General features: G+C 70.9%; 18 protein-coding genes and 4 tRNA genes. 11 read left to right on the top strand and 11 right to left on the bottom strand.

Annotated elements, in window-relative coordinates:
- Window positions 1–60: 60 nt before the first annotated feature.
- The 3 genes from HBB12_RS22650 to HBB12_RS22640 all read right to left on the bottom strand — a co-directional run bounded on the left by HBB12_RS22650 (window position 61) and on the right by HBB12_RS22640 (window position 3788).
- Complete coding sequence (locus HBB12_RS22650) at window positions 61–1032, bottom strand: cation diffusion facilitator family transporter (protein ID WP_236991418.1); 972 nt, start codon at window positions 1030–1032, stop codon at window positions 61–63.
- A 438-nt stretch (window positions 1033–1470) separates the two neighbouring features.
- Complete coding sequence (locus HBB12_RS22645; protein WP_236991417.1) at window positions 1471–2316, bottom strand: alpha/beta hydrolase; 846 nt, start codon at window positions 2314–2316, stop codon at window positions 1471–1473.
- Window positions 2317–2435: 119 nt separating this feature from the next.
- Window positions 2436–3788, bottom strand: a complete 1353-nt coding sequence (locus HBB12_RS22640) for a dicarboxylate/amino acid:cation symporter (protein ID WP_236991416.1) — start codon at window positions 3786–3788, stop codon at window positions 2436–2438.
- Window positions 3789–4133: 345 nt separating this feature from the next.
- Here HBB12_RS22640 and HBB12_RS22635 point away from each other — a divergent pair, with 345 nt between their 5' ends.
- Window positions 4134–5993, top strand: a complete 1860-nt coding sequence (locus tag HBB12_RS22635; RefSeq protein WP_236991415.1) for a sensor histidine kinase — start codon at window positions 4134–4136, stop codon at window positions 5991–5993.
- Window positions 5990–7330, top strand: coding sequence for a sigma-54-dependent transcriptional regulator (locus tag HBB12_RS22630; RefSeq protein WP_236991414.1), 1341 nt, complete (start codon window positions 5990–5992; stop codon window positions 7328–7330). The genes HBB12_RS22635 and HBB12_RS22630 overlap by 4 nt, the downstream gene beginning before the upstream one ends.
- A 4-nt stretch (window positions 7331–7334) precedes the next feature.
- Here the strand turns inward: HBB12_RS22630 and HBB12_RS22625 are convergent, their stop codons facing one another.
- The 7 genes from HBB12_RS22625 to HBB12_RS22595 form a co-directional block, all read right to left on the bottom strand.
- On the bottom strand, window positions 7335–8336 hold the full coding sequence (locus HBB12_RS22625; protein ID WP_236991413.1) for an extracellular catalytic domain type 1 short-chain-length polyhydroxyalkanoate depolymerase: 1002 nt from the start codon (window positions 8334–8336) through the stop codon (window positions 7335–7337).
- A 211-nt stretch (window positions 8337–8547) separates the two neighbouring features.
- Window positions 8548–9459: an outer membrane protein gene (locus tag HBB12_RS22620; protein ID WP_236991412.1), complete on the bottom strand. Its 912-nt coding sequence runs from the start codon at window positions 9457–9459 to the stop codon at window positions 8548–8550.
- Between the two features lie 248 nt (window positions 9460–9707).
- Window positions 9708–11033 (bottom strand): bifunctional folylpolyglutamate synthase/dihydrofolate synthase, encoded by a 1326-nt coding sequence (locus tag HBB12_RS22615; RefSeq protein WP_236991411.1) that lies wholly within the window; start codon window positions 11031–11033, stop codon window positions 9708–9710.
- Window positions 11034–11176: 143 nt separating this feature from the next.
- The gene (gene accD / locus HBB12_RS22610; RefSeq protein WP_236991410.1) at window positions 11177–12115 is read right to left on the bottom strand and encodes an acetyl-CoA carboxylase, carboxyltransferase subunit beta; all 939 of its coding nucleotides are present in this window, start codon (window positions 12113–12115) and stop codon (window positions 11177–11179) included.
- 50 nt (window positions 12116–12165) lie between these two features.
- Window positions 12166–12996, bottom strand: a complete 831-nt coding sequence (gene trpA / locus HBB12_RS22605) for a tryptophan synthase subunit alpha (protein WP_236991409.1) — start codon at window positions 12994–12996, stop codon at window positions 12166–12168.
- A gap of 456 nt (window positions 12997–13452) precedes the next feature.
- Entirely contained in the window at window positions 13453–14967 is a 1515-nt protein-coding gene (gene trpE / locus HBB12_RS22600) for an anthranilate synthase component I (RefSeq protein WP_442919307.1), read from the bottom strand.
- A gap of 4 nt (window positions 14968–14971) precedes the next feature.
- Window positions 14972–16876, bottom strand: coding sequence for a peptidylprolyl isomerase (locus HBB12_RS22595; RefSeq protein WP_236991408.1), 1905 nt, complete (start codon window positions 16874–16876; stop codon window positions 14972–14974).
- 166 nt (window positions 16877–17042) lie between these two features.
- Between HBB12_RS22595 and tpiA the strand changes: the two genes are divergently transcribed.
- Complete coding sequence (gene tpiA / locus HBB12_RS22590; RefSeq protein WP_236991407.1) at window positions 17043–17804, top strand: triose-phosphate isomerase; 762 nt, start codon at window positions 17043–17045, stop codon at window positions 17802–17804.
- A gap of 483 nt (window positions 17805–18287) precedes the next feature.
- Here the strand turns inward: tpiA and HBB12_RS22585 are convergent.
- A tRNA-Val gene (locus tag HBB12_RS22585) sits at window positions 18288–18363 on the bottom strand.
- A gap of 219 nt (window positions 18364–18582) precedes the next feature.
- Here HBB12_RS22585 and HBB12_RS22580 point away from each other — a divergent pair.
- From HBB12_RS22580 to HBB12_RS22545, 8 genes are all read left to right on the top strand, one after another.
- Window positions 18583–18659: transfer RNA gene (locus tag HBB12_RS22580), tRNA-Asp, on the top strand.
- A 45-nt stretch (window positions 18660–18704) separates the two neighbouring features.
- Window positions 18705–18781: transfer RNA gene (locus HBB12_RS22575), tRNA-Asp, on the top strand.
- Window positions 18782–18834: 53 nt separating this feature from the next.
- Window positions 18835–18911: transfer RNA gene (locus HBB12_RS22570), tRNA-Asp, on the top strand.
- A 129-nt stretch (window positions 18912–19040) separates the two neighbouring features.
- Window positions 19041–20723 (top strand): methyl-accepting chemotaxis protein, encoded by a 1683-nt coding sequence (locus tag HBB12_RS22565; RefSeq protein WP_236991406.1) that lies wholly within the window; start codon window positions 19041–19043, stop codon window positions 20721–20723.
- Window positions 20724–20813: 90 nt separating this feature from the next.
- Window positions 20814–21368, top strand: a complete 555-nt coding sequence (locus tag HBB12_RS22560) for a CAP domain-containing protein (RefSeq protein WP_442919306.1) — start codon at window positions 20814–20816, stop codon at window positions 21366–21368.
- A 318-nt stretch (window positions 21369–21686) separates the two neighbouring features.
- Window positions 21687–22052, top strand: coding sequence for an NADH-quinone oxidoreductase subunit A (locus HBB12_RS22555; RefSeq protein ID WP_048453080.1), 366 nt, complete (start codon window positions 21687–21689; stop codon window positions 22050–22052).
- Between the two features lie 51 nt (window positions 22053–22103).
- Window positions 22104–22685, top strand: a complete 582-nt coding sequence (locus HBB12_RS22550) for a NuoB/complex I 20 kDa subunit family protein (protein WP_236991404.1) — start codon at window positions 22104–22106, stop codon at window positions 22683–22685.
- Window positions 22686–22697: 12 nt separating this feature from the next.
- On the top strand, window positions 22698–23360 hold the full coding sequence (locus HBB12_RS22545; RefSeq protein ID WP_236991403.1) for an NADH-quinone oxidoreductase subunit C: 663 nt from the start codon (window positions 22698–22700) through the stop codon (window positions 23358–23360).
- The last annotated feature ends 2 nt before the right edge of the window (window positions 23361–23362 follow it).

Genomic DNA, 23362 nt, shown 5'->3' with positions numbered 1-23362 from the left:
CCTCTTCGAGGAAGCCTCGCACGAAACAGCGCGGCTTCCTCTTTTCGTTCGGGCTCGCCGTCAGACCACGTGGTCCGGCGCCAGGGCGCAGGCCGGCCCACCCGCCAGTTCCACCTGCAGCGTGACGTGGGCGATGCCGAACCGGCTGCGCAGCAAACCCGCGCAGTCGTTGAGGAAGGCGTTGCCGGGATGGCCCTCCGGCATCACCAGATGGGCGGTGAGCGCCGTCTCGGTGGTGCTCATCGGCCAGACGTGGAGGTCGTGGACCTCGGCCACGCCCGGGTGCTCGGCGAGGCAGCGGCGTACCTCGGCCGGGTCGATGCCCGGGGGCACGGCGTCGAGCGAGAGCACGACGCTGTCGCGCAAGAGCCCCCAGGTGCCGGCGACGATCACCGCCACGATGACGAGGCTGGTCGCCGGGTCGATCCAGGTCCAGCCGGTCGCCATGATGACGAGGCCCGCTGCCACGACGCCGGCCGAGACCGCGGCGTCGGCCAGCATGTGTAGGTAGGCGCCGCGGACGTTGATGTCGCCCTTGGCGCCCGAGGCGAACAGCCAGGCGGTGATGCCGTTCACCGCGATGCCGATCAGCGCCACGATCGTGACGGTGAGCCCCGGGACGGGGGCGGGCTCGCTGAAACGCTGGATCGCCTCCCAGGCGATGGCCCCGACCGCGACCAGCAGGAACACCGCGTTGAACAGGGCGGCGAGGATCGAGGACGAGCGCAGGCCGTAGGTGAAGCGCGCCGTCGGCAGCCTCTGGCCCAGCGTCGCCGCCGCCCAGGCGACGACGAGGCCGAGCACGTCCGACAGGTTGTGGCCGGCATCGGCCAGCAGCGCCACCGAATCGGTCAGGAACCCGTAGGCGCCCTCGATCAGCACGAAGCCGGTATTCAGCGCGATGCCGATGGCGAAGGCCCGGCCGAAATTCGCCGGGGCGTGGACGTGGCCCGGGCCGTGATGGTGATGACCGTGGTCGTCATGCCCGTGGTCGTGGTGGTCGTGATGCGCGTGGTCGTGGTGCTGGCCCATGCCCGCTCCTGAGTCCCTTGCGCAGGCATCCGGCCCACGCGGTCGTTCCGGCACCGCTGCTTTAGGGCGCGCGCCGCGGGACGGCGAGCCCCGCGGGCGGCAGGACTGTCCGGGGAAACTTTCCAGACAAGAAGAGCGCAGGCTTTACTCCTCTCCCCGACAGATCCCGGGCTTGCCCGGGATCTGCAAGCGACGGACGAAGTCGGGCAAGCCCGACTTCGTTGCGGGGAGAGGCCTGAGCTCCGAAGGGGCTCAGGGAGCCCGGCAGCGAACCGCAGGTTCGCCGCTGGGGTGAGGGGGAATTGCCGGAAGAGTCTCATCCGTCGAGCCCCCCTTCCCTCGCTCCGGCTGCGCCTCCGCTTGCTGCTGACCCGACAAGGGGTCAGCAGCCCTCTCCCCGCCCGCGGGGAGAGGGGAACCCTGCGCTATTTCCTGTCCCTAGACAGCACCGTGGGGGACGGAAGCTCGCCCCGCCGCCAGCCGCAACGCCGCCTCCGTCAACGCCCCGTCCGGCCGGATCATCTGGTCGAGCACCGTGAAATGGTCGTCGCCGGGCAGGGGCAGGAGGTCGCCGGGAAGGCCGGTCCCGGCCCAGGCGGCCTGGTAGACCTGCGATTGCCGGCACAGCTCCGGCAATTCGTCGCCGCCATAGGCTACCGTGAGCGGACCGGCCGCGACCGGTAGGTGACGGATCGGCGAGAGCGCGGCGACCTCGTCCTCGGTGAGGTGGAGCGTGTCGTCGAGGGCCGTGCGCCGGATCGGCGCGAGGTCGAAGATGCCGGAGATGGCCAAGCCCGCATCGACCTCGGGGCAGGCCATGGCGAGCGCCGCGAGGTGGCCGCCGGCCGACCAGCCCGAGACGACGAGGCGCGGCGGGCTCGCATGGGCGCGCAAACGGGCGAGCGCCGCCGGGATCTCGGCGCAGAGCGCGGTCATCGTCGCCTCGGGGCAGAGCGTATAGCCGATCATCGCCACGTCGAGGCCGCGGGCGAGGGGTCCTTCGGCCAGCGCCGAGAAGCCGGTTCTGTCGTTGCGCTGCCAGTAGCCGCCATGGATGAAGGCGAGGAGCGGCGCTCCCGGCCTTCCGCAGCGGAAGAGGTCGAGGCGCTGGCGGGCGCCTGCGCCGTAGGAAATGTCCAGTTCCCCGGAACGGGCCTCGCGGAAGGCCGCGCTGCGCTCGCGCAAGGCCGCCATGAAGGCGCTGCTGCCGGGCACCGCGCCGGAATTGTCGTAGGCCTTGCTCAGTGTCGCGCGGTCCATCCCGCGCCAGTCGCCGCCCGCCATCGAACATCCTCCCGAAGCCATGCGGGACGATAACCCGGAAAACGAAAAGGGCGGCCCCGCGCCGTGCGCAGGGCCGCCCCCGATCCTCGCAACCCGGGGCGTTCGCCCCGGATCGTCGCTTACTCGGCCGGCTGGAGCGCCGGGACCGGGCCGATCTCGTCGAGCGGCATCGGGTTGCCGTCGAGGGCGGCCTTCAGGCGGTCCATGTCGACCTCACCCTCCCAGCGGGCGACCACGATGCAGGCCACCGCGTTGCCGATGAAGTTGGTGAGCGCCCGGCACTCCGACATGAAGCGGTCGATGCCGAGGATCAGCGCCATGCCGACGACCGGCACGGAGGGGACCACCGCCAGCGTCGCGGCGAGCGTGATGAAGCCCGAGCCGGTGACGCCGGCCGCGCCCTTCGAGGACAGCATCGCGACGAGGAGGAGCAGGGCCTGCTCGCCGTAGGTAAGGGGCGTGTCCGTCGCCTGGGCGATGAACAGGGCCGCCATGGTCATGTAGATGTTGGTGCCGTCGAGGTTGAACGAGTAGCCGGTCGGGACCACCAGGCCGACGACGGGCTTCGAGCAGCCGGCGCGCTCCATCTTCTCGAGCAGCGAGGGCAGGGCCGACTCGGAGGACGAGGTGCCGAGCACCAGCAGCAGCTCCTCCTTGATGTAGCGGACGAGCTTGACGATCGAGAAACCGTTGTAGCGGGCGACGAGACCGAGCACGCCGAAGACGAAGATCGCCGAGGTCAGGTAGAACGCGCCGACCAGATAGGCGAGGTTGGCGAGCGAGGAGATGCCGTACTTGCCGATGGTGAAGGCCATCGCGCCGAAGGCGCCGATGGGAGCGACCTTCATGATGATGTGGACGACGCCGAAGATCGCCTCGGACAGGATCTTGATGAAGTCGAGCACCGGCTTGCCGCGCTCGCCCAGGAAGGCGAGGCCGAAGCCGAACAGCACCGAGAAGAACAGGACCTGGAGGATCTCACCGCCCGAGAACGCACCCACCGCCGTCGACGGGATGATGTTCATCAGGAAGTCGGTGATCGTCTGCGACTTCGCCTTCTCGGCGTACATCGCGATCTGCTTGGGGTCGAGCGACTTCGGATCGATATGCATCCCTGCGCCCGGCTGGACGAGGTTTGCGATGATCAGGCCGACGATCAGCGCCAGCGTCGAGAAGGTGATGAAGTAGATCAGCGCCTTGCCGCCGACCCGGCCGACCTTCTCGAGGTTGGTCATGCCGGCGATGCCGGAGACCACGGTGAGGAAGATCACCGGGGCGATGATCATCTTGACGAGCTTGATGAAGGCGTCGCCGAGCGGCTTCATGTCGGCGCCGAGCGCCGGGTAGAAGTGGCCGAGCGTGATGCCGATCGCGACGGCGACCAGGACCTGGAAATAGAGGGTCTTGTAGATCGGCTTGGGGGCCGGCGGCGCGTGGGGCGCGGTCAGCGGGGACGGGACGGAGGTAGCCATTGGACGTTCTCCCTACATGGCTCGTTGCAGGACGGCGTTGGCGGTCGAACCGCTGTGGCGCTCTTGCTCTTGGCCTCACGACGGCTCTCGCCGTTCGGCTGTGATCGACCTTTTCGCGAAGGCCTGCCGCTCACCGGCAGGCTGCGGACGGACACACAATGGCAACCGGCGTGCCAGCCGGCGAAATTCCGAAATTTTTTGTTAAGTGCCGACCAATAAAAGGATTTTCATGGGACAGGGGGAAACGGCCACGGAGAGGCTTCCGGTGCCCCGCAACGCGGGGCGGGAATTGTTCCGGAAATCCGCATCCATCGTCAGGAAAATTCCTAGTCCGGCGAGGCGGCCGTGACCGGCTGGCGCGGCTTGCCGCGCTCCCCGGCCTTGCCCTGGCTCCTCGGCCTCGCCGCGGTGCTGGCGGCGGCCCTTTTTGCGGGCCGCACCGCCGAGCGGGCGGCGCTCGCCGACCTGCGGCGCTCGGCGAATGCCACGCTCGCGCTTCAGGTCGCGGCCTTCCGCACCGAGATGCAGAAACAGGGATCGCTGCCGCTCGCGCTCGCCACCGATCCTGAGATCACCGCGGTGGTCGGTCCTTCGCCGGATCCGGCCCTGCTCGCCCGGGTGAACGACCGCCTGGCCGAGATCGCCCGGGCCTCCGGGGCTGCGGTGATCTACGTCGTCCGCCAGGACGGCCTCGCGATCGCGGCGAGCAATGCCGGCGAGCCCGGCAGCTTCGTCGGAACGAATTACGGGTTCCGGCCCTATATCCAGCAGGCGCTCGCCGAGGGGGCGGGACGGCAATTCGCGCTCGGCACCGTCAGCGGCCGGCCCGGCCTCTATCTCAGCCGCCGGGTCGCCGGCCCCGGCGGACGGACCGGGGTGGTGGTGGTCAAGGTCGAGTTCGACGGCATCGAGGCGGCCTGGCGCGACTCCTGGAAGAAGGGCGGCGAGACCGTGATGGTCACCGATCCCCGCGGCATCGTCCTGATGGCGAGCGAGCCGTCCTGGCGCTTCGGCAGCTTACGGCCGGTGCCGGAGGAGGAGCGCCGGCTGATCCGCGAGCGGCTCGAATTCGGCGCCGCGCCGCTCGCGCCGGTGCCGATCCATCCGGCGGCGGATGGAACCCTGGTGCGGATCGGCAACGGGGCCGAGCCGGCGCGGCTGGCCCTGCCCCTCGACGCCGACATCCCGGGCACGACCTGGCGGCTTCACACCCTGACGCGGGTCGGCGTCGCGGTGGCGCGCGAGCGGATCCAGGCCCAGGTCATCGCCGGCCTTGGCGTCGGCCTCGCCTGCCTGGGCCTCGCCGAGATCGTCGGCCGGCGCCGGCGCCTGCGGGCGAGCCTCGCCGAGGCGGCGGCCCGGCGCATCGATCTGGAGGAGCGGGTGCGGGCGCGGACGGAAGCCCTCACCGAGACCAACCGCAAGCTCAAGGCCGAGATCGCCGAGCGCCAGCGGGCGGAGGCCGAGCGCCAGCGCCTCGGGCGCGAGCTCGCCCATGCCGGCCGGCTCGCGGCGCTCGGCCAGTTCGCCGCCAGCATGGCGCACGAGATCAACCAGCCGCTGGCCGCGATCCGCTCCTATGCCGACAATGCCGGCATCCTGATCCAGCGCGAGCGGCTGCCGGAGGCGACCGAGAACCTCGCCGCGGTCGGCCGCCTGACCGAGCGCATCGCCGCCCTGACCCGCCAACTGAAGGGGTTCGCCCGCAAGGCCTCGGGCCGGCGCGATCCAGTCGCGCTCGGCGGGGTGGTGCGGGCGAGCCTGGAGGTGGTCGAGGGGCGGCTCTCCGGCATCGACCTCGCCCTCGCGGTCCCCGAGCCCTCGCCCTATGTGCTGGGGGAGGGGCCGCGGCTGGAGCAGGTCGTGGTCAACCTGGTGCAGAACGCCCTCGACGCGGTCGCGGGCGTGAACGATCCACGCATCGCCGTGACGGTGCGGGTCATGGGGGAGCGCGCGGTGCTGGAGGTGGGCGACAATGGTGGCGGGCTGCCCGAGGGCGGCGCCCAGGTGTTCGACGCGTTCTTCACCACCAAGGCGAGCGGCCTCGGCCTCGGGCTGGCCATCTCCCGCGGCATCGTCGAGGAATGCGGCGGCACCCTCTCGGCCGGCGCCTCGCCGGAGGGCGGCGCCCTGTTCCGGGTCGAGCTGCCGCTGGCCCCCGCCGCCACGCAGGGATGTGCCGCGGCGCCGGGAGCCGCCGCGTGACTGCGCCCTCCCACCGCGTGATCTTCGTCGACGACGAGGAGGAGGTGCGCCGGGCCAACGGCCAGAGCCTCGACCTCGCGGGCTTTTCCGTCGAGACTTACGGCGACGCCGAATCGGCCCTGCGGGCGATCCTCGCCGAGCCGCCGGGCGTCGTCGTCACCGACGTGCGCCTGCCGGGCCTCGACGGGCTCGGGCTGTTTTCGGCGATCCAGGAGGCCGATCCGGAGCTGCCGGTGATCCTGATCACCGGCCACGGCGACATCACCATGGCGGTCCGGGCGATGCGCGCGGGCGCGTACGATTTCCTCGCCAAGCCCTATCCGGCCGAGACCCTGGTCGCCTCGGTGCGGCGCGCCCTGGAGCGCCGGGCCCTGGTGGAGGAGAACCGGAATCTACGCGCCCGCCTCGACGCCGCGGTGGCGGAGGACCCGGCCTTCCTCGGCGTCTCGCCTGCCATCACGCGGCTGCGCCAGTTCGTGCGCGAGGTGGCGCAGGCCGATGTCGACGTGCTGGTGCTCGGCGAGACCGGCTCGGGCAAGGAGGTGGTGGCGAGCGCGCTCCACCGCTGGAGCCGGCGCGCCAAGGGCAATTTCGTCGCGATGAATTGCGGCGCGCTTCCCGACACCGTGGTCGAGAGCGAGCTGTTCGGCCACGAGGCCGGCGCCTTCACGGGCGCGCTCAAGAAGCGGGTCGGGCGCATCGCGCATGCCGATGGCGGCACGCTGTTCCTCGACGAGATCGAGAGCATGGCGCTCAACATCCAGGTCAAGCTCCTGCGGGTGCTACAGGAGCGGGTGGTGGAGCCGCTCGGCACCAACGCGATCCAGCCCGTCGACATGCGGGTGGTGGCCGCCACCAAGATCGATCTCGGCCAGGCCGCCGCGCAGGGCACGTTTCGCGATGATCTCTATTACCGCCTGAACGTCGTCTCGGTGGCGATCCCCCCCTTGCGCGAGCGGCGCGAGGACGTGGCGCTCCTGTTCGAGCACTTCCTGCGCAAGGCCGCCGCCCGCTTCAACCGGGAGCTGCCGCCGGTGACGCCGGCGATCCGCGAGCACTTGAGCCGGCACGACTGGCCCGGCAACGTGCGCGAGCTCGGCCATTTCGCCGAGCGCTGCGCCCTGGGCTTGAGCCCCACCGGCCCGGCCGTGCCCGAGCCCGCGAAGGCGGCGACGCTGGCCGAGCAGATGGACCGCCACGAGCGCGGCCTGATCCGCGACGAGCTGATCATGGCCGGCGGCGACGTGCGGGTGGCCGCCGAGGCCCTCGGGACACCCCGAAAGACCCTCTACGACAAGATCGCCCGCCACGGCCTCGACCCGAACGACTATCGGTGACGGCTCACCCGCGCCGGGGGTGCTCTTTGAAGAACCGCCACATCTCCCGTGTGGCGTCCGGCCCCTGCGGATCGGTGTAGCTGCCGTCCGGATGGCCGCCGGACCAGGCATGGCCGGAGCCGTGGATCACCCAATGCTCGACGGCCGGGCGCCCGGCGGCATCGGCGTAGAGGCTCCGCTCGAAGGTGCGGCCTGATCCGGCCCGGCCTTCCTCGCGCCGGATCAGGCGGCCGCCGGCGGCGGTGGCGAGGGCCGCGCCGTTCTTCGGGTTCACGGTGGTGTCCCGGTCGCCATGGAACACGATGGTGGGGACCGGGGAGGCAGTGCCGGTGCCGCCGTCGCGCATCGCCGCGATTGCCCCCGGCAGGGTGCGGGCCGCCCCCGCGCAGAGGCCCGAATGCACCCCGAGCGCCGCGTAGAGCTCCGGATGCGCCGCCGCGACATTGGCCGCCGCTGCGCCCCCGGCCGAGATCCCTGCGACGAAGACCCGCCGCGGATCGACCGCATAAGCCGTCATCACCGCCCGGGTGATGCCGGCGATGATCCCGGCCTCGCCGCTGTCGCGACCCTGGTCACCGGGGCTGTACCAGTTCCAGCACCGGGCCTGGTTGGCGGCCCGCGTCTGTTCCGGATAGGCGACCAGGACTGTCTCGGAATCCGCCAGCACGTTCATGCCGGTGCCGGCGGCGAAATCCTCCGGCGACTGCGTGCAGCCATGCAGCATCACCACCAGCGGGACCGGCCGGCCGCGGTAGCCCCCCGGCACGTAGAGGCGGTAGGCGCGCCGGCCCGGCGGGCCCGCGAAGCTCTCCGACAGGAACTGCCCGGGGGAGGGGGCGGTGCGCGGACGATCGCCCCGCAGCCGGTCGCGCCATCGCGCCAGCCCGTCCTCGGCCCAGCGGGCGAGATCCCCCAGCCCGTCCCGAAGCCCCTGCGGCAGGGCCGCCCGGGCGCCGGCGAGGCGGCGGACGGCGTCCACGAAGGCGTTGCGCCGCGTGTCGTGCATGGTGCTGACTCTCCGGCAGTCCCGCCGGCCCGCGCGGGCCGGCAGCCATGATTCGGCAGCGTGCCGTGGCGGCAGCCAGGCTTCAACGGGAATGCACCCTTCGGCCGGAGGGCGGTCGCGCGCGCGAACGGCGCCCGAGCGGGATCCACAAACGCGAAAAGCCCGGCCGTGAGGCCGGGCTCCGCTCCGTCGAGATGACGGAAGTCAGGTCTTAGTACGAGCCGAACTTGTAGTTCAGGCCGGCGCGGACGACCGCGAACTCGGTCTCGCGACGGTACAGGTTGGCCGGGCCGACCGACACGACGCCCGGCGAGAACACCGAGTACTGCGTGCCGTTGGCGGTCTGGGTGAACACGCCGTTGTTGCGGTTGCCCTGGTCGAGCTTCACGTACAGGCCTTCGACCTTGAGGGTCACGGCCGACGAACGGAAGAAGTTCAGGAACGAGTCGGTGGGCAGAGCGTACTCGACGCCGCCGCCGACGGTCCAGCCGGTCTGGAAGTCGTCACGCGACGCGTTGGTCAGACCGAAGTCGCGACCGCCGCCCGAGCCGTAGGCGAAACCGCCGGTGGCGTACACGAGGGTGCGGTCCCAGGCGTAGCCGAGACGGCCGCGCACGGTGCCGAAGAAGTCCAGGCCCGAGATGCCGTTCGGGTTGAACACCAGGGTGCCCGGGGCGATGCCGCCGCCCGGAACGGTGGCGAAGGCGAAGCGGTTGCGGCTGCGGCCGAAGTCGACGTACTGGGCGTCGGCCTCGATACCCACGACCACGCCCGAGCCCGGGGTGAACTGGTAGTTGTAGCCGATCTGGCCGCCGCCGACGAAGCCGTCGTTGCTGTTGCGGTTGCCGAAGGCGATGACGCCGGTGGTCGGCACGCCGGCGGCGGTGACGAACACGCTGCTGGCGGCGTTCGGGCCGGCCGGCACGCCGATCACGGTCGGAGCGCGGGTGTCAGCGGTGTTGAAGCCGTAGCCGGCGTTGAAACCGGCGTAGAAGCCGGTCCAGGTGAAGACCGGCACCGGCGTGAAGACCGGCGGCGGAGCAACGCGACGCGGCAGGTCCGCGGCCGAAGCGGCGGCGGTCAGCGCGGTGAAGGCAGCGAAAGCACTCAGGAGTTTCTTCATGATGGTCCCCAGCAGGTTCCCCGATCGAGGCCAAGCTAGACCATTTCCGTCGTGCACGATGTAGCAGTTCGGCCACATCGGTGCGGCAACGACACGGGCGGCCAGCGAGCCCCGGAAAATGTCAAGCCTGCCGGCAAACCATCCCGCGTTTCCCCCTCATATAACGGTTCTCCCGTCCCCGGCCGTTTACCGGTCCGCAACGGTTTTCTCGCGCCGCGACGGCTCTCCCTCCGCTTCACGGGATGAAGTCAGGTCGGTGGGGTGCCGTTGGCGGCGAGCACGGCGCCCGCCAGATAGAGCGAGCCGCAGATCAGCACCCGCGGCGGGCGCTCCCAGGCCCGGTCGTTCAAGGAGACCAGGGCCGCCTCGATGCTCGGCGCCGGCATGGCGGAGAGGCCGACCCGACCGGCGATCTCGGCGACCTCCTCGGCCGGCCGCGCCGCCATCTGGCCCGGCAGCGGCACCGCCACCAGGAAGCGAGCGAGGCCGGCGAAATTCGCCAGGAACCCTTCCGCATCCTTGGTCCCGAGCAGGGCGCTGACGAGGACGAGCGGCGCGTCGCCGCGTTCCTGCAGATCCGCCATCGCGGCGGCGAGGATGCGGCCGCCGTCGATGTTGTGGCCGCCGTCGAGCCAGAGTTCCGAGCCGGGCGGGACGAGGCCGGCGAGACGGCCCCGGCGCAGGCGCTGGAGCCGGCCCGGCCACTCGATCGCGGACAGACCGGCCTCGAAGGCCTCGGTGCCGATGTCGCCGAAGCCCGCGGCGCGCAAGGCCGCGATCGCCGTGCCGGCATTGACGATCTGGTGGCGCCCGGCGAGGCGGGGCCGGGGTAAGTCGAGGAGCCCGTCCTCGTCCTGGTAGACCAGCCGGCCGCGTTCCTCGTGGGCGGAGAAATCCTGGTTGCCGACGAGGATCGGCGTTGCGCCGACCGCCTCGGCCCGGGCGCACAGCACCGCATCGGCCTGGGCGTAGTCCTGGGGGGCGATCACCGCCGGGCAGCCGCGCTTGAAGATGCCGGCCTTCTCGCCGGCCACCGCCTCGACGGTGTCGCCGAGATACTCGGCATGATCGCGGCCGATCGGCGTCACCACGGCGCAGGCCGGCTTATCGATGACGTTGGTGGCGTCGACCCGGCCGCCCAGTCCCACTTCGAGCAGCAGCACGTCGGCGGGCGCCTCGGCAAAGAGCATGAGCGCCGCCGCGGTGGTGATCTCGAACACCGTGATCGGCTCGCCGGCATTCACCGCCTCGCAGCGGGCGAAGGCCTCGGCCAGCCGCTCTTCGGGCACGAAGCGGCCGCCGCCGACCGCGCCGAGTCGGATGCGCTCGTGGAAGCGCACGAGATGGGGCGAGGTGTAGACGTGGGCCGAGAGCCCGCCGGCCTCCAGGATCGCCCGCATGGTGGCGATGGTCGAGCCCTTGCCGTTCGTCCCCGCGACGTGGATCACCGGCGGCAGGCGCCGCTCCGGATGGCCCAGCGCCGCCAGCAGGCGCTCGATCCGGCCCAGCGACAGGTCGATGGTGCGCGGATGCAGGGCGAGGAAGCGCGCCATCAGGGCGTCGGAGGATTCCATCGGTGGTCTCGCGCGGCATTCTCGCAGGGGGATGTCGACCTCACCCGCCACCGGTCAGGGCAGGGCGCGAGAGAGGATCAGAGGCGGGCCGAGCCCGCAAGCCCGGCCTTTGCCGGGGGCCACGCCCGCCTCCGGTCCTCGTCTTACGCCGGCACCGGCTTGGCCTCGGCCTTCACCTCGGGTTTCGCCTCCACCTTGGTCTCGCCCTGCACCAGGCCTTCTGCCGGCACCTGCATCAGCAGCCCGCACAGGCGCGCGATCGTGCCCTTCAGGTCGCGGCGGTGCACGACCTGGTCGACCATGCCGTGCTCCTTCAGGTACTCGGCGCGCTGGAAGCCGTCGGGCAGCTTCTCGCGGATGGTCTGCTCGATCACCCGCGGGCCGGCGAATCCGATCAGCGCCCCGGGTTCGGCGAGATGCACGTCGCCGAGCATCGCGTAGGAGGCCGTGACGCCGCCGGTGGTCGGGTTCGTCAGCACCACGATGTAGGGCAGGCGGGCCTGGTTCAGCCGGCGCACCGCCACGGTGGTGCGGGGCATCTGCATCAGGGACAGGATGCCCTCCTGCATCCGCGCCCCGCCGGAAGCCGCGAACAGCACGTAGGGGGTGCGCTTCTCGAGCGCCGTCTCGGCGCCGCGCACGAAGGCCTCGCCGGCCGCCATGCCGAGCGAGCCGCCCATGAAGCCGAAATCCTGCACCGCCAGCGTCATCGGCAGGCCGCCGACGCGGCCGAACCCGACCTTGAACGCGTCGGTCATGCCGGTCTTGGCGCGGGCATCCTTGAGCCGGTCGGCGTAGCGCTTCTCGTCGCGGAACTTCAGCGGATCGGCCGGTGCGTCGGGCAACGGCACGTCGACCCACTTGCCCTCGTCGAACACCAGCTTCAGGCGCTGCTGCGCGGTGATGCGCAGGTGGTGCTCGGAACCGGGGATCACCCAGCCATTGGCCTCCACCTCCTTGTGGAACACCATCTGGCCGGTCTCCGGGCATTTCACCCAGAGGTTCTCCGGCGTCTCGCGCTTGAACAGCGTCTTGATCTTCGGGCGTACGACCTCGGAGATCCAGTTCATCGCCTCGACCATGATCGCTCCTCGGTCGTCGGAATCGTGTCGGTGATATGGGGTCTGCGGCGTCAGCCCGCGCGTCCGGCGCGCACGCCGGCAGCGAGATCGCGCACGAGCGTCGTCACCGCCTCGAGCGAGCCGCTTTGCGCCCGGCTTTCGCCGTCGAGGGAGCGGGCCAGCGCATCGACGATCGCCGAGCCGACCACGACGCCGTCGGCGTAGCGGGCGATCGACGCGGCATGCGCGCCGGTCTTGACGCCGAAGCCCACCACCACCGGCAGGTCGGTGTGGCGGCGGATGCGCTCGACCGCGCCGCCGACCACGCCGAAATCCGGGGTCGCCGTGCCGGTGATGCCGGTGATCGACACGTAGTAGACGAAGCCCGAGGTGTTCGCGAGCACCGCCGGCAGGCGCGCCTCGTCGGTGGTCGGGGTGGCGAGACGGATGAAGGCGAGGCCGGCCCGGAGCGTCGGCAGGCAGAGCTCGTCGTCCTCCTCCGGCGGCAGATCGACCACGATCAGCCCGTCGATGCCGATCGCCTTGGCCTCGTCGAGGAAGCGGGCGACGCCGTAGGTGTAGATCGGGTTGTAGTAGCCCATCAGGATCACCGGCGTGCCGGTGTTCTCGGCCCGGAAGCGGCGCACCAGCTCCAGGGTGCCGGCAAGCGTCTGGCCGACCTTGAGCGCCCGCAGGCCCGCCGCCTGGATCGCCGGCCCGTCGGCCATCGGATCGGTGAAGGGCAGGCCGAACTCGACGATGTCGGCCCCGGCCTCGGGGAGGGCGCGCAGCACCTGGAGCGAGGTCTCGGGATCGGGATCGCCCGCCATCACGTAGGTGACGAGGGCGGCGCGGTTCTCCGTGCGGCAGCGGGCGAAGGTGTCGGCGAGGCGGGTGGACATCGGGGGCGACCTCGGGGGCGGCGGCGCCCCCCGGGGAGGGCGCACGCCGCGGGCGGGCGGAACGGATCGCCGCGCCTACACCATCGGGGGCCGCAGATAAAGTTTTACGCCGGGGGGCCGAGGTGCCGTCGCCCGAGAAAAGGCGGGGCGAGGGAGGTTCTGCCTCGGCCGGTGTACCGGCATTCGCAGGGCTATTCGGGGAAAGGCGCGGGTTTCCCCTCCCCCCTCTGCGGGGGAGGGTGGCGAACGGAGTGAGCGCAGCGGGACGAAGTCCCGCCGAGAGGGGCAGCGCGACGCTTATCCAGAGGGCGCCCGTCACCCTGGTCGCGACATTTCCGGAAGCGGCGTCCCCTCTCCCGCCCCACTCCGTGGGGCACCCTCCCCCGCAGAGGGGGGAGGGAGAAACCAGCGCCTCTCCGACCTAGCGTAAAGCTCTCCTACGACGACGACCGCGCGCTACTGCCCCCGCCGTGCCTGGGCGGCGAAGCGCACCGCCTCTTCCGCGGCCCGGAACAGCGCCTTGGCCTTGTTGACGCATTCCTGCTGCTCGGAAGCCGGATCGGAATCGTGCACGATGCCCGCACCCGCCTGGACGTGCATCCGGCCGTCCTTGACGATGGCGGTGCGCAGCACGATGCAGGTGTCCATCTGGCCGTCGGCCCCGAAATAGCCGATGCAGCCGCCATAGGGCCCGCGCTTCTCGCGCTCCAATTCGTCGATGATCTGCATCGCCCGCACCTTCGGGGCGCCCGAGACCGTGCCGGCGGGAAATCCCGCGGCGAGCGCCGAGAGGGCGTCGTGGCGCGCGTCGAGGCGGCCCTCGACGTTCGACACGATGTGCATGACCTGACTGTAGAATTCGAGGAAGAACGAATCCGTCACCCGCACGCTGCCGATCTCGGCGACGCGGCCGACATCGTTGCGGCCGAGATCGAGCAGCATCAGGTGCTCGGAGCGCTCCTTGGGGTCGGCGAGCAGCTCGTCGGCGAGTGCCCGGTCCTGTTCCGGCGTCACGCCGCGGGGCCGCGTCCCGGCGATCGGCCGGATCGTCACCGCGCCGTCGCGCACCCGCACCAGGATCTCCGGCGAGGAGCAGACGATCTGGAAGGCGCCGAAATCGAGGTAGCACAGGAACGGCGCCGGATTGACCCTGCGCAAGGCGCGGTAGAGCGCCAGCGGGTGCAAGGTGAACGGCGATTCGAAGCGCTGCGACAGCACCACCTGGAAGATGTCGCCGGCGGCGATGTACTCCTTGGCCCGCGCCACCATGCCGAGGAAGTCGTCGGGCGCGATGTTCGAGACCTGGGCGGGCGCCGGGATCTCGGTCGGGTTCTGCCGCGCCTCGACCGGCAGCGGGCCCTCCAGCGCGTCGGCGGCGCTCTCCAGCCGCGCGAGCGCCGCCTCGTAGGCGGCTCGCGCCGACAGGCCGGGCGCAGGGCGGATCGGCGCCACGAGGGCGATCTCGTCGCGCACCGCGTCGAAGATCACCATCACGGTCGGGCGGATCAGGATCGCGTCCGGCACCCCGATCGGGTCGGGGTGGGGGGCGTCGAGCCGCTCCATCTCCCGCACCATGTCGTAGCCGAGATAGCCGAACAGGCCCGCTGCCATCGGCGGCAGGCCGGGTTCGGCGGGAATCGCGCTCTCGGCGATCAGCGCCCGCAGGCTGTCGAGCGGGGCGGCCTCCTCGGGGCGGAACGCCGCCAGGTCGGGTGCCACGGCGCGCTCGGCCCGGCCCTCGGTGCAGCGCCAGATCAGGTCGGGATCGAGGCCGATCATCGAGTAACGGCCGCGGACGGCGCCGCCCTCGACCGATTCGAGCAGGAAGGCCGCGCCCTCGCGGCCGGCCTTGAGCTTCAGGAAGGCGGCGACCGGCGTCTCGAGATCGGCCACCAGCGTGGCGCGCAGGAGGACCGGGCGGCCCGCTTGATAAGCCGCCGCGGCGGCCTCTTGGGAGGGGGCGACCAGCACGGGATCAGTACTCGCCGCCGATGGCGCGGCGGAACGCGGCCTCGTTGACCGAGACGCCGGCCTGCTTCTGCACGTCGGCGATGTACTCGGCGAGGATGTCGTCGGCCAGAGCCGTGCGGTACTGCTGCTCCACCGCGACCGCGGCCGGCGCGCTCGGCACGAAGGCCGGCACCGTGGCGCTCGTCACCCGGAACACCACCCTGGCGGTCTCCTCGCCGGCGGCGGTGCCGGCCTTGCCCACCGGCGTCGTGAAGATTCGGGCGACGCTCTCGGTGGAGAGGCCGTCGCGGCCGCGGCCGCGGGCGATGTCGGTTGCGGTCTTCGCCTCCTGGCCGAGGGACTTCGCCACCGCCTCGATCGCCTCGCCCTTGTCGAGCCGCTCGGTCGCCTCTTTCGCCTTGGCGGCGAGGCGGCGGGCGATCTCGTCGGCCTTCCACTGCGCCACCACGGCGTCGCGGACCTCGGCCAGCGGCTTGTCGTGGGCCGGGTCGATCTTGGTCACGTCGTACCAGACGTAGCCGCCGGAGCGGGTGCGCAGGGCCTCGTTGTCGGCGCCCATGTCGCTGCGGAAGATCGCCGCGAGCGTCGTGTCCTTGTCGGGGATCGCCTCGACCGCCTTGCCCTGGGGATCGCGCCCCTGCGCATCGACCGCCGGGACGGTGACGAGAGGCAGGCCCTGCTCGCGGGCGATGTCGGCGAGGGGCTTGGCACCGGCGCGCTGGTCCTCGATCGCGTCATGGACCTTTTCCAGCCCGTCCCGGGCCTTGTCGAGGGCGACCTCCTGGCGGACCTCGCCGGCCACCTCGTCGAAGGGCTTGCGCGCCTCGGGCTGCACCGCCGTGACCCGCAGCAGCACCGTGCCGAAGCGGCCCTTGACCGGCTCGCTGACGGCGTTCGGCTCGGCCGCGAAGGCGGCATCCGCCACTGCGGGATCGAACAGCTCGGACTTGGTGAAGGTACCGAGATCGAGCGCCTTGGCGTCGAGGCCGCGCTCGGTCGCGAGCTGGTCGAAGCTCACCGCGCCGCTGCGGATGCGGGCGAGAGCCGCCGCCGCGTCGGCGTCGTTCGGGAACACGATCTGCTGGATCGTGCGCTTCTCGGGCGTGCCGAACTTGCTCTTCTCGGAATCGTAGCGGGCGCGGGCCTCCGCGTCGGTCACGGCGTCGGGCTTGGCCAGGGTCGCAGGGTCGAGGACGAGCAGGTTGACGCTGCGGACTTCCGGCGCCCGGAACGCGCTCTTGCGGTCGTTATAGAAGGTCGTGACCTCCTCCTCGGTCGGGGCCGGGATCTCGCCCGCGGCCGAATCCGGCAGGGTGAAGTAGGCGGCCGCTCGCCGCTCGGCGGTGTAGAGGTGGATCGCCTCGCGGGCGGCCAGCGGCACCGGCAGATCGGCGGTGATCGCGTCTGCGAGCTGTAGGCGGGCGGCGACGGCGCGCTGCTCCTGCACGAAGCCCTGCTCGGTCAGGCCGGCCTGGCGCAGGGTATCGCGGAAGGTGTTGACGTCGAAGGCGCCGTTCGGGCCCTTGAAGGCCGGCTCCTCCTGGATCAGCCGCACCACCGCGGCGTCGGGGATGCGCAGGCCCAGATCCTTGGTCTTCTGGTCGAGGGAGGCCTCGGTGATGAGCTGGCCCAGGACCTGCCGGTCGAGGCCGAGCGCCCTCGCCTGATCCGGGGTGATCGGCCGGCGGCTCTGGCGCGACAGGCGCTGGAGCTGATTCTGGTAGGCGGTGCGCAGGGCCTCGGCCGGGATCTGCGTGCTGCCGACCGTGGCGACCGCGTTGCTGCCGCCACCGCGAAAAATGTCGCCGATGCCGAAGATGGCGAGGCCCGCGATCAGGAGGCCGAACACCACCGTCACCACGATCTTGCCGAGCCAGCTCTGGCTGGCGGCGCGGAACCCCTGGAGCATCGCGATCCTCGAAAGCATGGGGGCGCCTGCCGCGAGGGGACGCCCGGATCGGGCCGCGATACCTCATAAGCGCCGCAAGGCAAAGAGCGGGCCTCCCCCGGACGTTTGCCGCCCGGCGGCGGACCTGTTACCCGGCGACGCTTGATCGACGATCGGGGGAGACACGATGACGACCGAACGGCCGCGCCCGCTGGTGGCGGGAAACTGGAAGATGAACGGCCTCACGGCCTCGCTGAAAGTGGCCGAGGCGGTCCGCGACGGCCTCGATGCCGGCCTGGCGCAGCGGATCGACGTGCTGGTCTGCCCGCCCGCGACGCTGGTCGGCGCGACGGCCGCCGCGCTGAGGGGTTCGCCCGTCGGGGTCGGCGGGCAGGACGTCCATGCCGAGGCGAACGGGGCCTACACCGGCAACGTCTCGGCGGAGATGCTGGCGGATCTCGGCGCGACCGCGACCATCGTCGGCCATTCCGAGCGCCGGGCCTATCACCACGAGAGCGACGCCGACATCCGCGCCAAGGCGCTCGCCGCCCGCCGGGCCGGGCTGGTCGCGATCATCTGCGTCGGCGAGACCCGCGAGGAGCGCGAGGCCGGCCGGACCCTGGAGATCGTGCGCGGCCAGCTCGCCGGCTCGCTCCCCGACGGCGCTAAAGCCGCCGACACGGTGATCGCCTACGAGCCGGTCTGGGCGATCGGCACCGGGCTCACCCCGACGGTGGACGACGTGGCGCAAGTCCATGCGCTGATCCGCAAGGAGCTCGAGAGCCGCCTCGGAGAGGAAGGGGCCAAGGTACGGATCCTCTACGGCGGCTCGGTGAAGCCCTCGAACGCCGCCGAGCTGATGGGTGTCGCCAATGTCGACGGCGCGCTCGTCGGCGGGGCGAGCCTGAAGGCGGAGGACTTTTTGGGGATCGCGGCGGCGTATCGCTGACAGCGCGCCGCTCGAAACACGCTCCGCGTCCCCATCTCATAGGGTCATCCTGGGGCTCGCCGCAGGCGAGAACCCGGGACCCATCAGCGCAAGCGCCGAATGACCGGGCGGATCGCGCTCAAATCTTCTCTGAGGCGAGGCCTGGGAGCCATTTTGAAGGCATTAGTCTTTGTGGCAATGAGATAGTGCGGGATGTTCTACCCTCCCGCCTCATCCTGAGGTGTTGGTCGATCTTCGATCGAGGGCCTCGAAGGAGGGCTTCAGGAGTCGCGGAGATTGCTGGAGCCCTCCTTCGAGGCCGCGACGCGGCACCTCAGGATGAGGCGGGAGGGTAGGAGCATTCGGATTGCCGCAAGGGCGAAACCGTCGTCTCGCCGCTTGGCAGAGGTGCGCGAAATCTCGACGACGCGGAGGCCATCGAGCCGATCCACCAGCGGGACAAGGCCGCCGGCGCGCGAGAGGGCGCTCAATCATTGAAGAATTTGGTGGGCGGTGACGGGCTCGAACCGCCGACCCTCTCGGTGTAAACGAGATGCTCTACCAACTGAGCTAACCGCCCGGGTGTCGGCATCGTTAAGGCGCCTGGGGCGCGAGTGCAAGACGGCGTCGCGAGCCTTCGCATGCGGGGCGTCCCATGGGCGGGAGGATGGCGGGCGAGGGGAGCGGTACCCCACCCGCCATCCTGCGCCGACCCCCTCCCGACTTTCTTGAGCCGGCGGCTTGACAGGGTAGGGGGCTCCCCATACACCGCGGCCATCGCAGCACTGCGAGACGCCGGGCGGACGTAGCTCAGTCGGTTAGAGTGCCGGCCTGTCACGCCGGAGGTCGCGGGTTCGAGCCCCGTCGTCCGCGCCACTTCCTTTATCGGAAAGGGCGTTTCTGTAGTGCAAAGCGCCATGTGCGGACGTAGCTCAGTCGGTTAGAGTGCCGGCCTGTCACGCCGGAGGTCGCGGGTTCGAGCCCCGTCGTCCGCGCCATTCTCCCCTGCGAGAATGTCAGCGCAAGCTACATGGTGAAGCGAGCACGCCGCGCGGGCGTAGCTCAGTTGGTTAGAGTGCCGGCCTGTCACGCCGGAGGTCGCGGGTTCGAGCCCCGTCGCCCGCGCCACTCGCCATATATCGTTCCGGTTTCGGTCGCTTACCAGCCTCGCACCTCATGTTGCGATGCCGAACTGACGCTAAGGCAATCTCAAGCATCGCTGCCGTAAGGTCCCGCCCGAAGGGTCGAGGATCGACGATGTCTTGGTCGAACACGAGCGTGAGCCGGAAGTTCGCCGTCATGATGATGGCGGCGGTGATCGGCTTCGGGGCGGTGGTGGTCTATGCTCTGCGGGCCAACCACAACAGCCTGATGGCCGAGCGGGTGGCGAAGATGCGTGCCCTCTCCGACGTGGCGCTCGCGGCGGCCACGAGCCTCGAGGCGCAGGTGAAGGCCGGCACATTGACCCGGGACGCGGCGATGGCGCAGTTCTCCGCTCGCGCCCACGACATGCGCTACGAGGGCGACAACTACCTCGCGGTCTACGACTTTTCCGGCACCGCCCTGGTGATGCCGCCGAAGCCCGACTGGATCGGCAAGGACATGAGCGGCCTGAAGGATGCGGGCGGCATGCTCCTCGTCAAGGCCATCACCGCCATCGCCCGATCCGGTACGCCCGGCACCCTGCGCTACCTGTTCACCCGCCCGGGCGGCACCGCCCACGTCGCGAAGCTGAGCTACATCCAGGGCTTCGCGCCGTGGCAGCTCGCGATCTTCACCGGCGTCTACATCGACGACATCGACGCGGCGTTCTGGCGCCATGCCCTGTGGCTCTGCGCCATCGCGGGCGCGGCGCTCGTCGGCGTCGGCCTGTTCGGCGTGCTCGGCTGGCGCTCGATCGTCGGCGGCCTCGAAAGCCTGACCGGGGCCACCGCGGCGCTCGCCGCATCCCGCTACGACGTGGCGGTGCCCGGCACCGGCCGGCGCGACGAGATCGGGGGAATCGCCCGGGCCATCGACGGGTTCCGGATCGTCCTCATGGAGCGCGAAGCGCTCGCGGCCGAACGGGACGCCAGCGAAGCGCAGGCCCGCCGCGCCGCGCAGATGAGTCAGGAGGTCCGGGCCTTCGAGACCGCGGTGGCGGGGGTGCTGGCCCAGGTCGATGAAGCGGCCCGCGACCTCGATGCGACCGCCCGGGCGATGTCCGGCACCGCCGCCGAGGCCGTCGGCCGGGCCGGCACCGCTGCGGCTTCCGCCGCCGCCGCATCCCGCGAGGCCGGAGGGTTGGCGGAGGCGGCCGAAGGGCTCGGCCGGTCGATCGCCGAGGTCGGGACCGGCGTGCGCGAGGCCGCCGCGATGGCGCAGGACGCGGTGGCCGGGACCGACAGGACCGCCGCGGTGATGTACAGCCTCAACGAGGCCGCTTCGCGCATCGGCACCGTGATCTCGGTGATCGCCGGGGTCGCCTCGCAGACGAATCTGCTGGCGCTGAACGCGACGATCGAGGCGGCCCGGGCGGGCGAGGCGGGGCGCGGCTTCGCGGTCGTCGCCGCCGAGGTGAAGGAGCTCGCCGGCCAGACCGACCGGGCGACGCAGGAGATCTCGGCCCAGGTCGCGGCGATCCAGCACACCACCCGCCAGGCGAGTGCCGCCATGGGCGACGTGGCCGCACAGGCCCGCGCCATCAGCGGCGTCTCGGCCCGGGTCGCCGCCGCGGTCGAGGCCCAGGTCGGCGCGACGCAGGCGATCGTGTCGAGCGTCGCGCAGGCCGCCGCCGGCACCGCCCAGGTCAGCGGGTCGGTCGAGGGCCTGGCCCTCGATGCCGAGGCCACCGGCGCGGCCGCCCGGCACGTGCTGGAGGCCGCCGACACCGTCGCGCGGCAATCGGCCAGCATCGGCGCCGAGGTCCACCGCTTCCTCGCGACCTTACGGGCGGCGTGAGGCGGGCCCTCGCCCCGAAAATCTCCACAATCGCCCGACAGGTGGCGGCTTCGCGCATGGCGCCGCTTGTCCAGGGCTTGAGTGAAGACGATGTCGCATCCGTTCCGTTCGACGGTTCCCGCCTCTCGCGTGGCAGGGGTCCCGCGGCGCGGCCTCGCGACGACGTTCCTAGCCGGGGGCCTGGCCGCCGGAGCCCTGGCACTCGCCGGATGCAGCGGCACGGCGATCCTGCCGACGCCCGACCTGCCGACGACGCCGGTGATCCTCGACGAGGCCGCCGCCGCGGCGGCGATCTCGCGCTATCGCGCCAGCCACGGCCTCGGGCCGGTCGTCGTCGATTCCTCGCTGATCCGCGCCGCCTCCTACCAGGCCGGGGCCAATGCCCGGGCGGGACAGCTCTCGCACGAGGTCGGCGGCACCTTCGATGCGCGCCTCAAGCGCGCCGGCTTCGGCGGCCGCTACGCTGCGGAGAATCTCAGCGCCGGCTCGGCCACCTTCGACGAGGTGCTGAAGCGCTGGCAGGTCTCGCCCGAGCACAACCGCAACATGCTGATGCCGCAGGTCAAGCGCGTCGGCATCGCCCGCGTCGACGCGCCCGGGAGCCGCTACAAGCGGTTCTGGGCCCTGATCCTGTCGGACGGTTGACACTTTATACTGCACCGCAGCACGGCGACCGGATCGCGAAAAACGCCCGGACGGCGGCAAACGCCCCGGAAGGGGAGGGGCCTGCGACGATACTCCCCGGCGGACCCGGGCTTCCCGGCGTTGTGCGCTCCGGTCGCCACCCTATCTGTCGGATTGACGTTCGCGCTTTGTGCGGTGCGAACGCCCCTTGTTTCGTCATACTCGCTCGTTTAAGCCTCGCGCACCTTCCGGGCTTTGGAACCGTTCCGAGAACGGCCCCGGCGGCCCCCGCGGCGCGGGCCCGCACCAAGGCCTCGCGCCAACCCTTGAGGATGCTCGATGAACGGCCTCCTGTCGGATTACCTGCCGCTGGTGATCTTCATCGGCGTCTCCCTCTTCATCGCGGCGGCGCTCCTCGTGGCCCCGTTCCTGGTGGCCTATAACAGCCCGGACCCGGAGAAGCTCTCGGCCTACGAGTGCGGGTTCAACGCCTTCGACGACGCGCGCATGAAGTTCGACGTGCGCTTCTACCTCGTCGCCATCCTGTTCATCATCTTCGATCTCGAAGTGGCCTTCCTGTTCCCGTGGGCGATCACGTTCGGGGACCTCGGCTGGTTCGGCTTCTGGTCGATGATGCTCTTCCTCGGCGTGCTGACCGTCGGCTTCGTCTACGAGTGGCGCAAGGGCGCCCTCGAGTGGGACTAGAAGCTTAAAGCGTCGACGCCGCCCCCGAGACGAGAAGCACCGGACCCCGCCATGTCCCTCACCACCGTCCGCGCCCCCGCGATCGCGCCGCAGCCGAAGGGTATCCTCGACCCCTCCACCGGCAAGCCGATCGGCGCAAACGACCCGACCTTCCTGACGATCAGCGACGAACTCGCCGATCGCGGCTTCCTCCTGACCACCACCGACGACCTCATCACCTGGGCCCGCACCGGTTCGCTGATGTGGATGACCTTCGGCCTGGCCTGCTGCGCCGTCGAGATGATGCAGATGTCGATGCCGCGCTACGATTGCGAGCGCTTCGGCTTCGCCCCGCGCGGCTCGCCGCGCCAGTCCGACGTGATGATCGTCGCCGGCACGCTGACCAACAAGATGGCGCCCGCGCTGCGCAAGGTCTACGACCAGATGCCGGAGCCGCGCTACGTCATCTCGATGGGGTCCTGCGCCAACGGTGGCGGCTACTACCACTATTCCTACTCGGTGGTGCGCGGCTGCGACCGGGTGGTGCCGGTGGACATCTACGTCCCGGGCTGCCCGCCGACCGCCGAGGCCCTGCTCTACGGCGTTCTGCTGCTGCAGAAGAAGATCCGCCGCACCGGCACCATCGAGCGCTGAGGCGGGGATCGCATGAGCAACGGCATCACCATCCGGGCCCATACCCAGAGCGAGCAGGGCGACGCGGTCCTCCAGGCCCTGTCCGACACGCTTGCCGCGAGCTTGGGCGCCGCGATCAACGACCGGACGATCGCCTTCGGCGAACTGACCCTGATCGTCGAGGGCTCCGAGATCCTGCGGGTGCTCACGCATCTGCGGGACGATCCAGCCTGCGCCTTCTCTACCTTCATCGACATCTGCGGCGCCGACTACCCGGCGCGGGCGAAGCGCTTCGATGTCGTCTACCACCTGCTGTCGATGCGCCATAACCGGCGCATCCGCGTGAAGGTGCAGACCGACGAGCGCACGCCGGTCCCGTCCGCGATCCCGGTCTTCCCGGCCGCGAACTGGTTCGAGCGCGAGACCTACGACCTCTACGGCATCCTGTTCTCGGGCCATCCGGACCTGCGCCGGCTGCTCACCGATTACGGCTTCGAGGGGCATCCCCTCCGCAAGGACTTCCCGCTCACCGGCTTCGTCGAGGTCCGCTACGACCAGGACGAGGCCCGGGTGGTCTACGAGCCCGTGCGACTGACGCAGGAATTCCGCAACTTCGACTTCCTGTCCCCCTGGGAGGGCACCGATTACGTGCTCCCGGGCGACGAGAAGGCCGACAAGGCACCGGCGAAAGGCTGAGC

Origin of the sequence: Methylobacterium sp. SyP6R, from assembly GCF_019216885.1 — a bacterium.
Lineage (GTDB): Bacteria > Pseudomonadota > Alphaproteobacteria > Rhizobiales > Beijerinckiaceae > Methylobacterium.
This window is presented reverse-complemented; position numbering and strand designations above follow the sequence as displayed.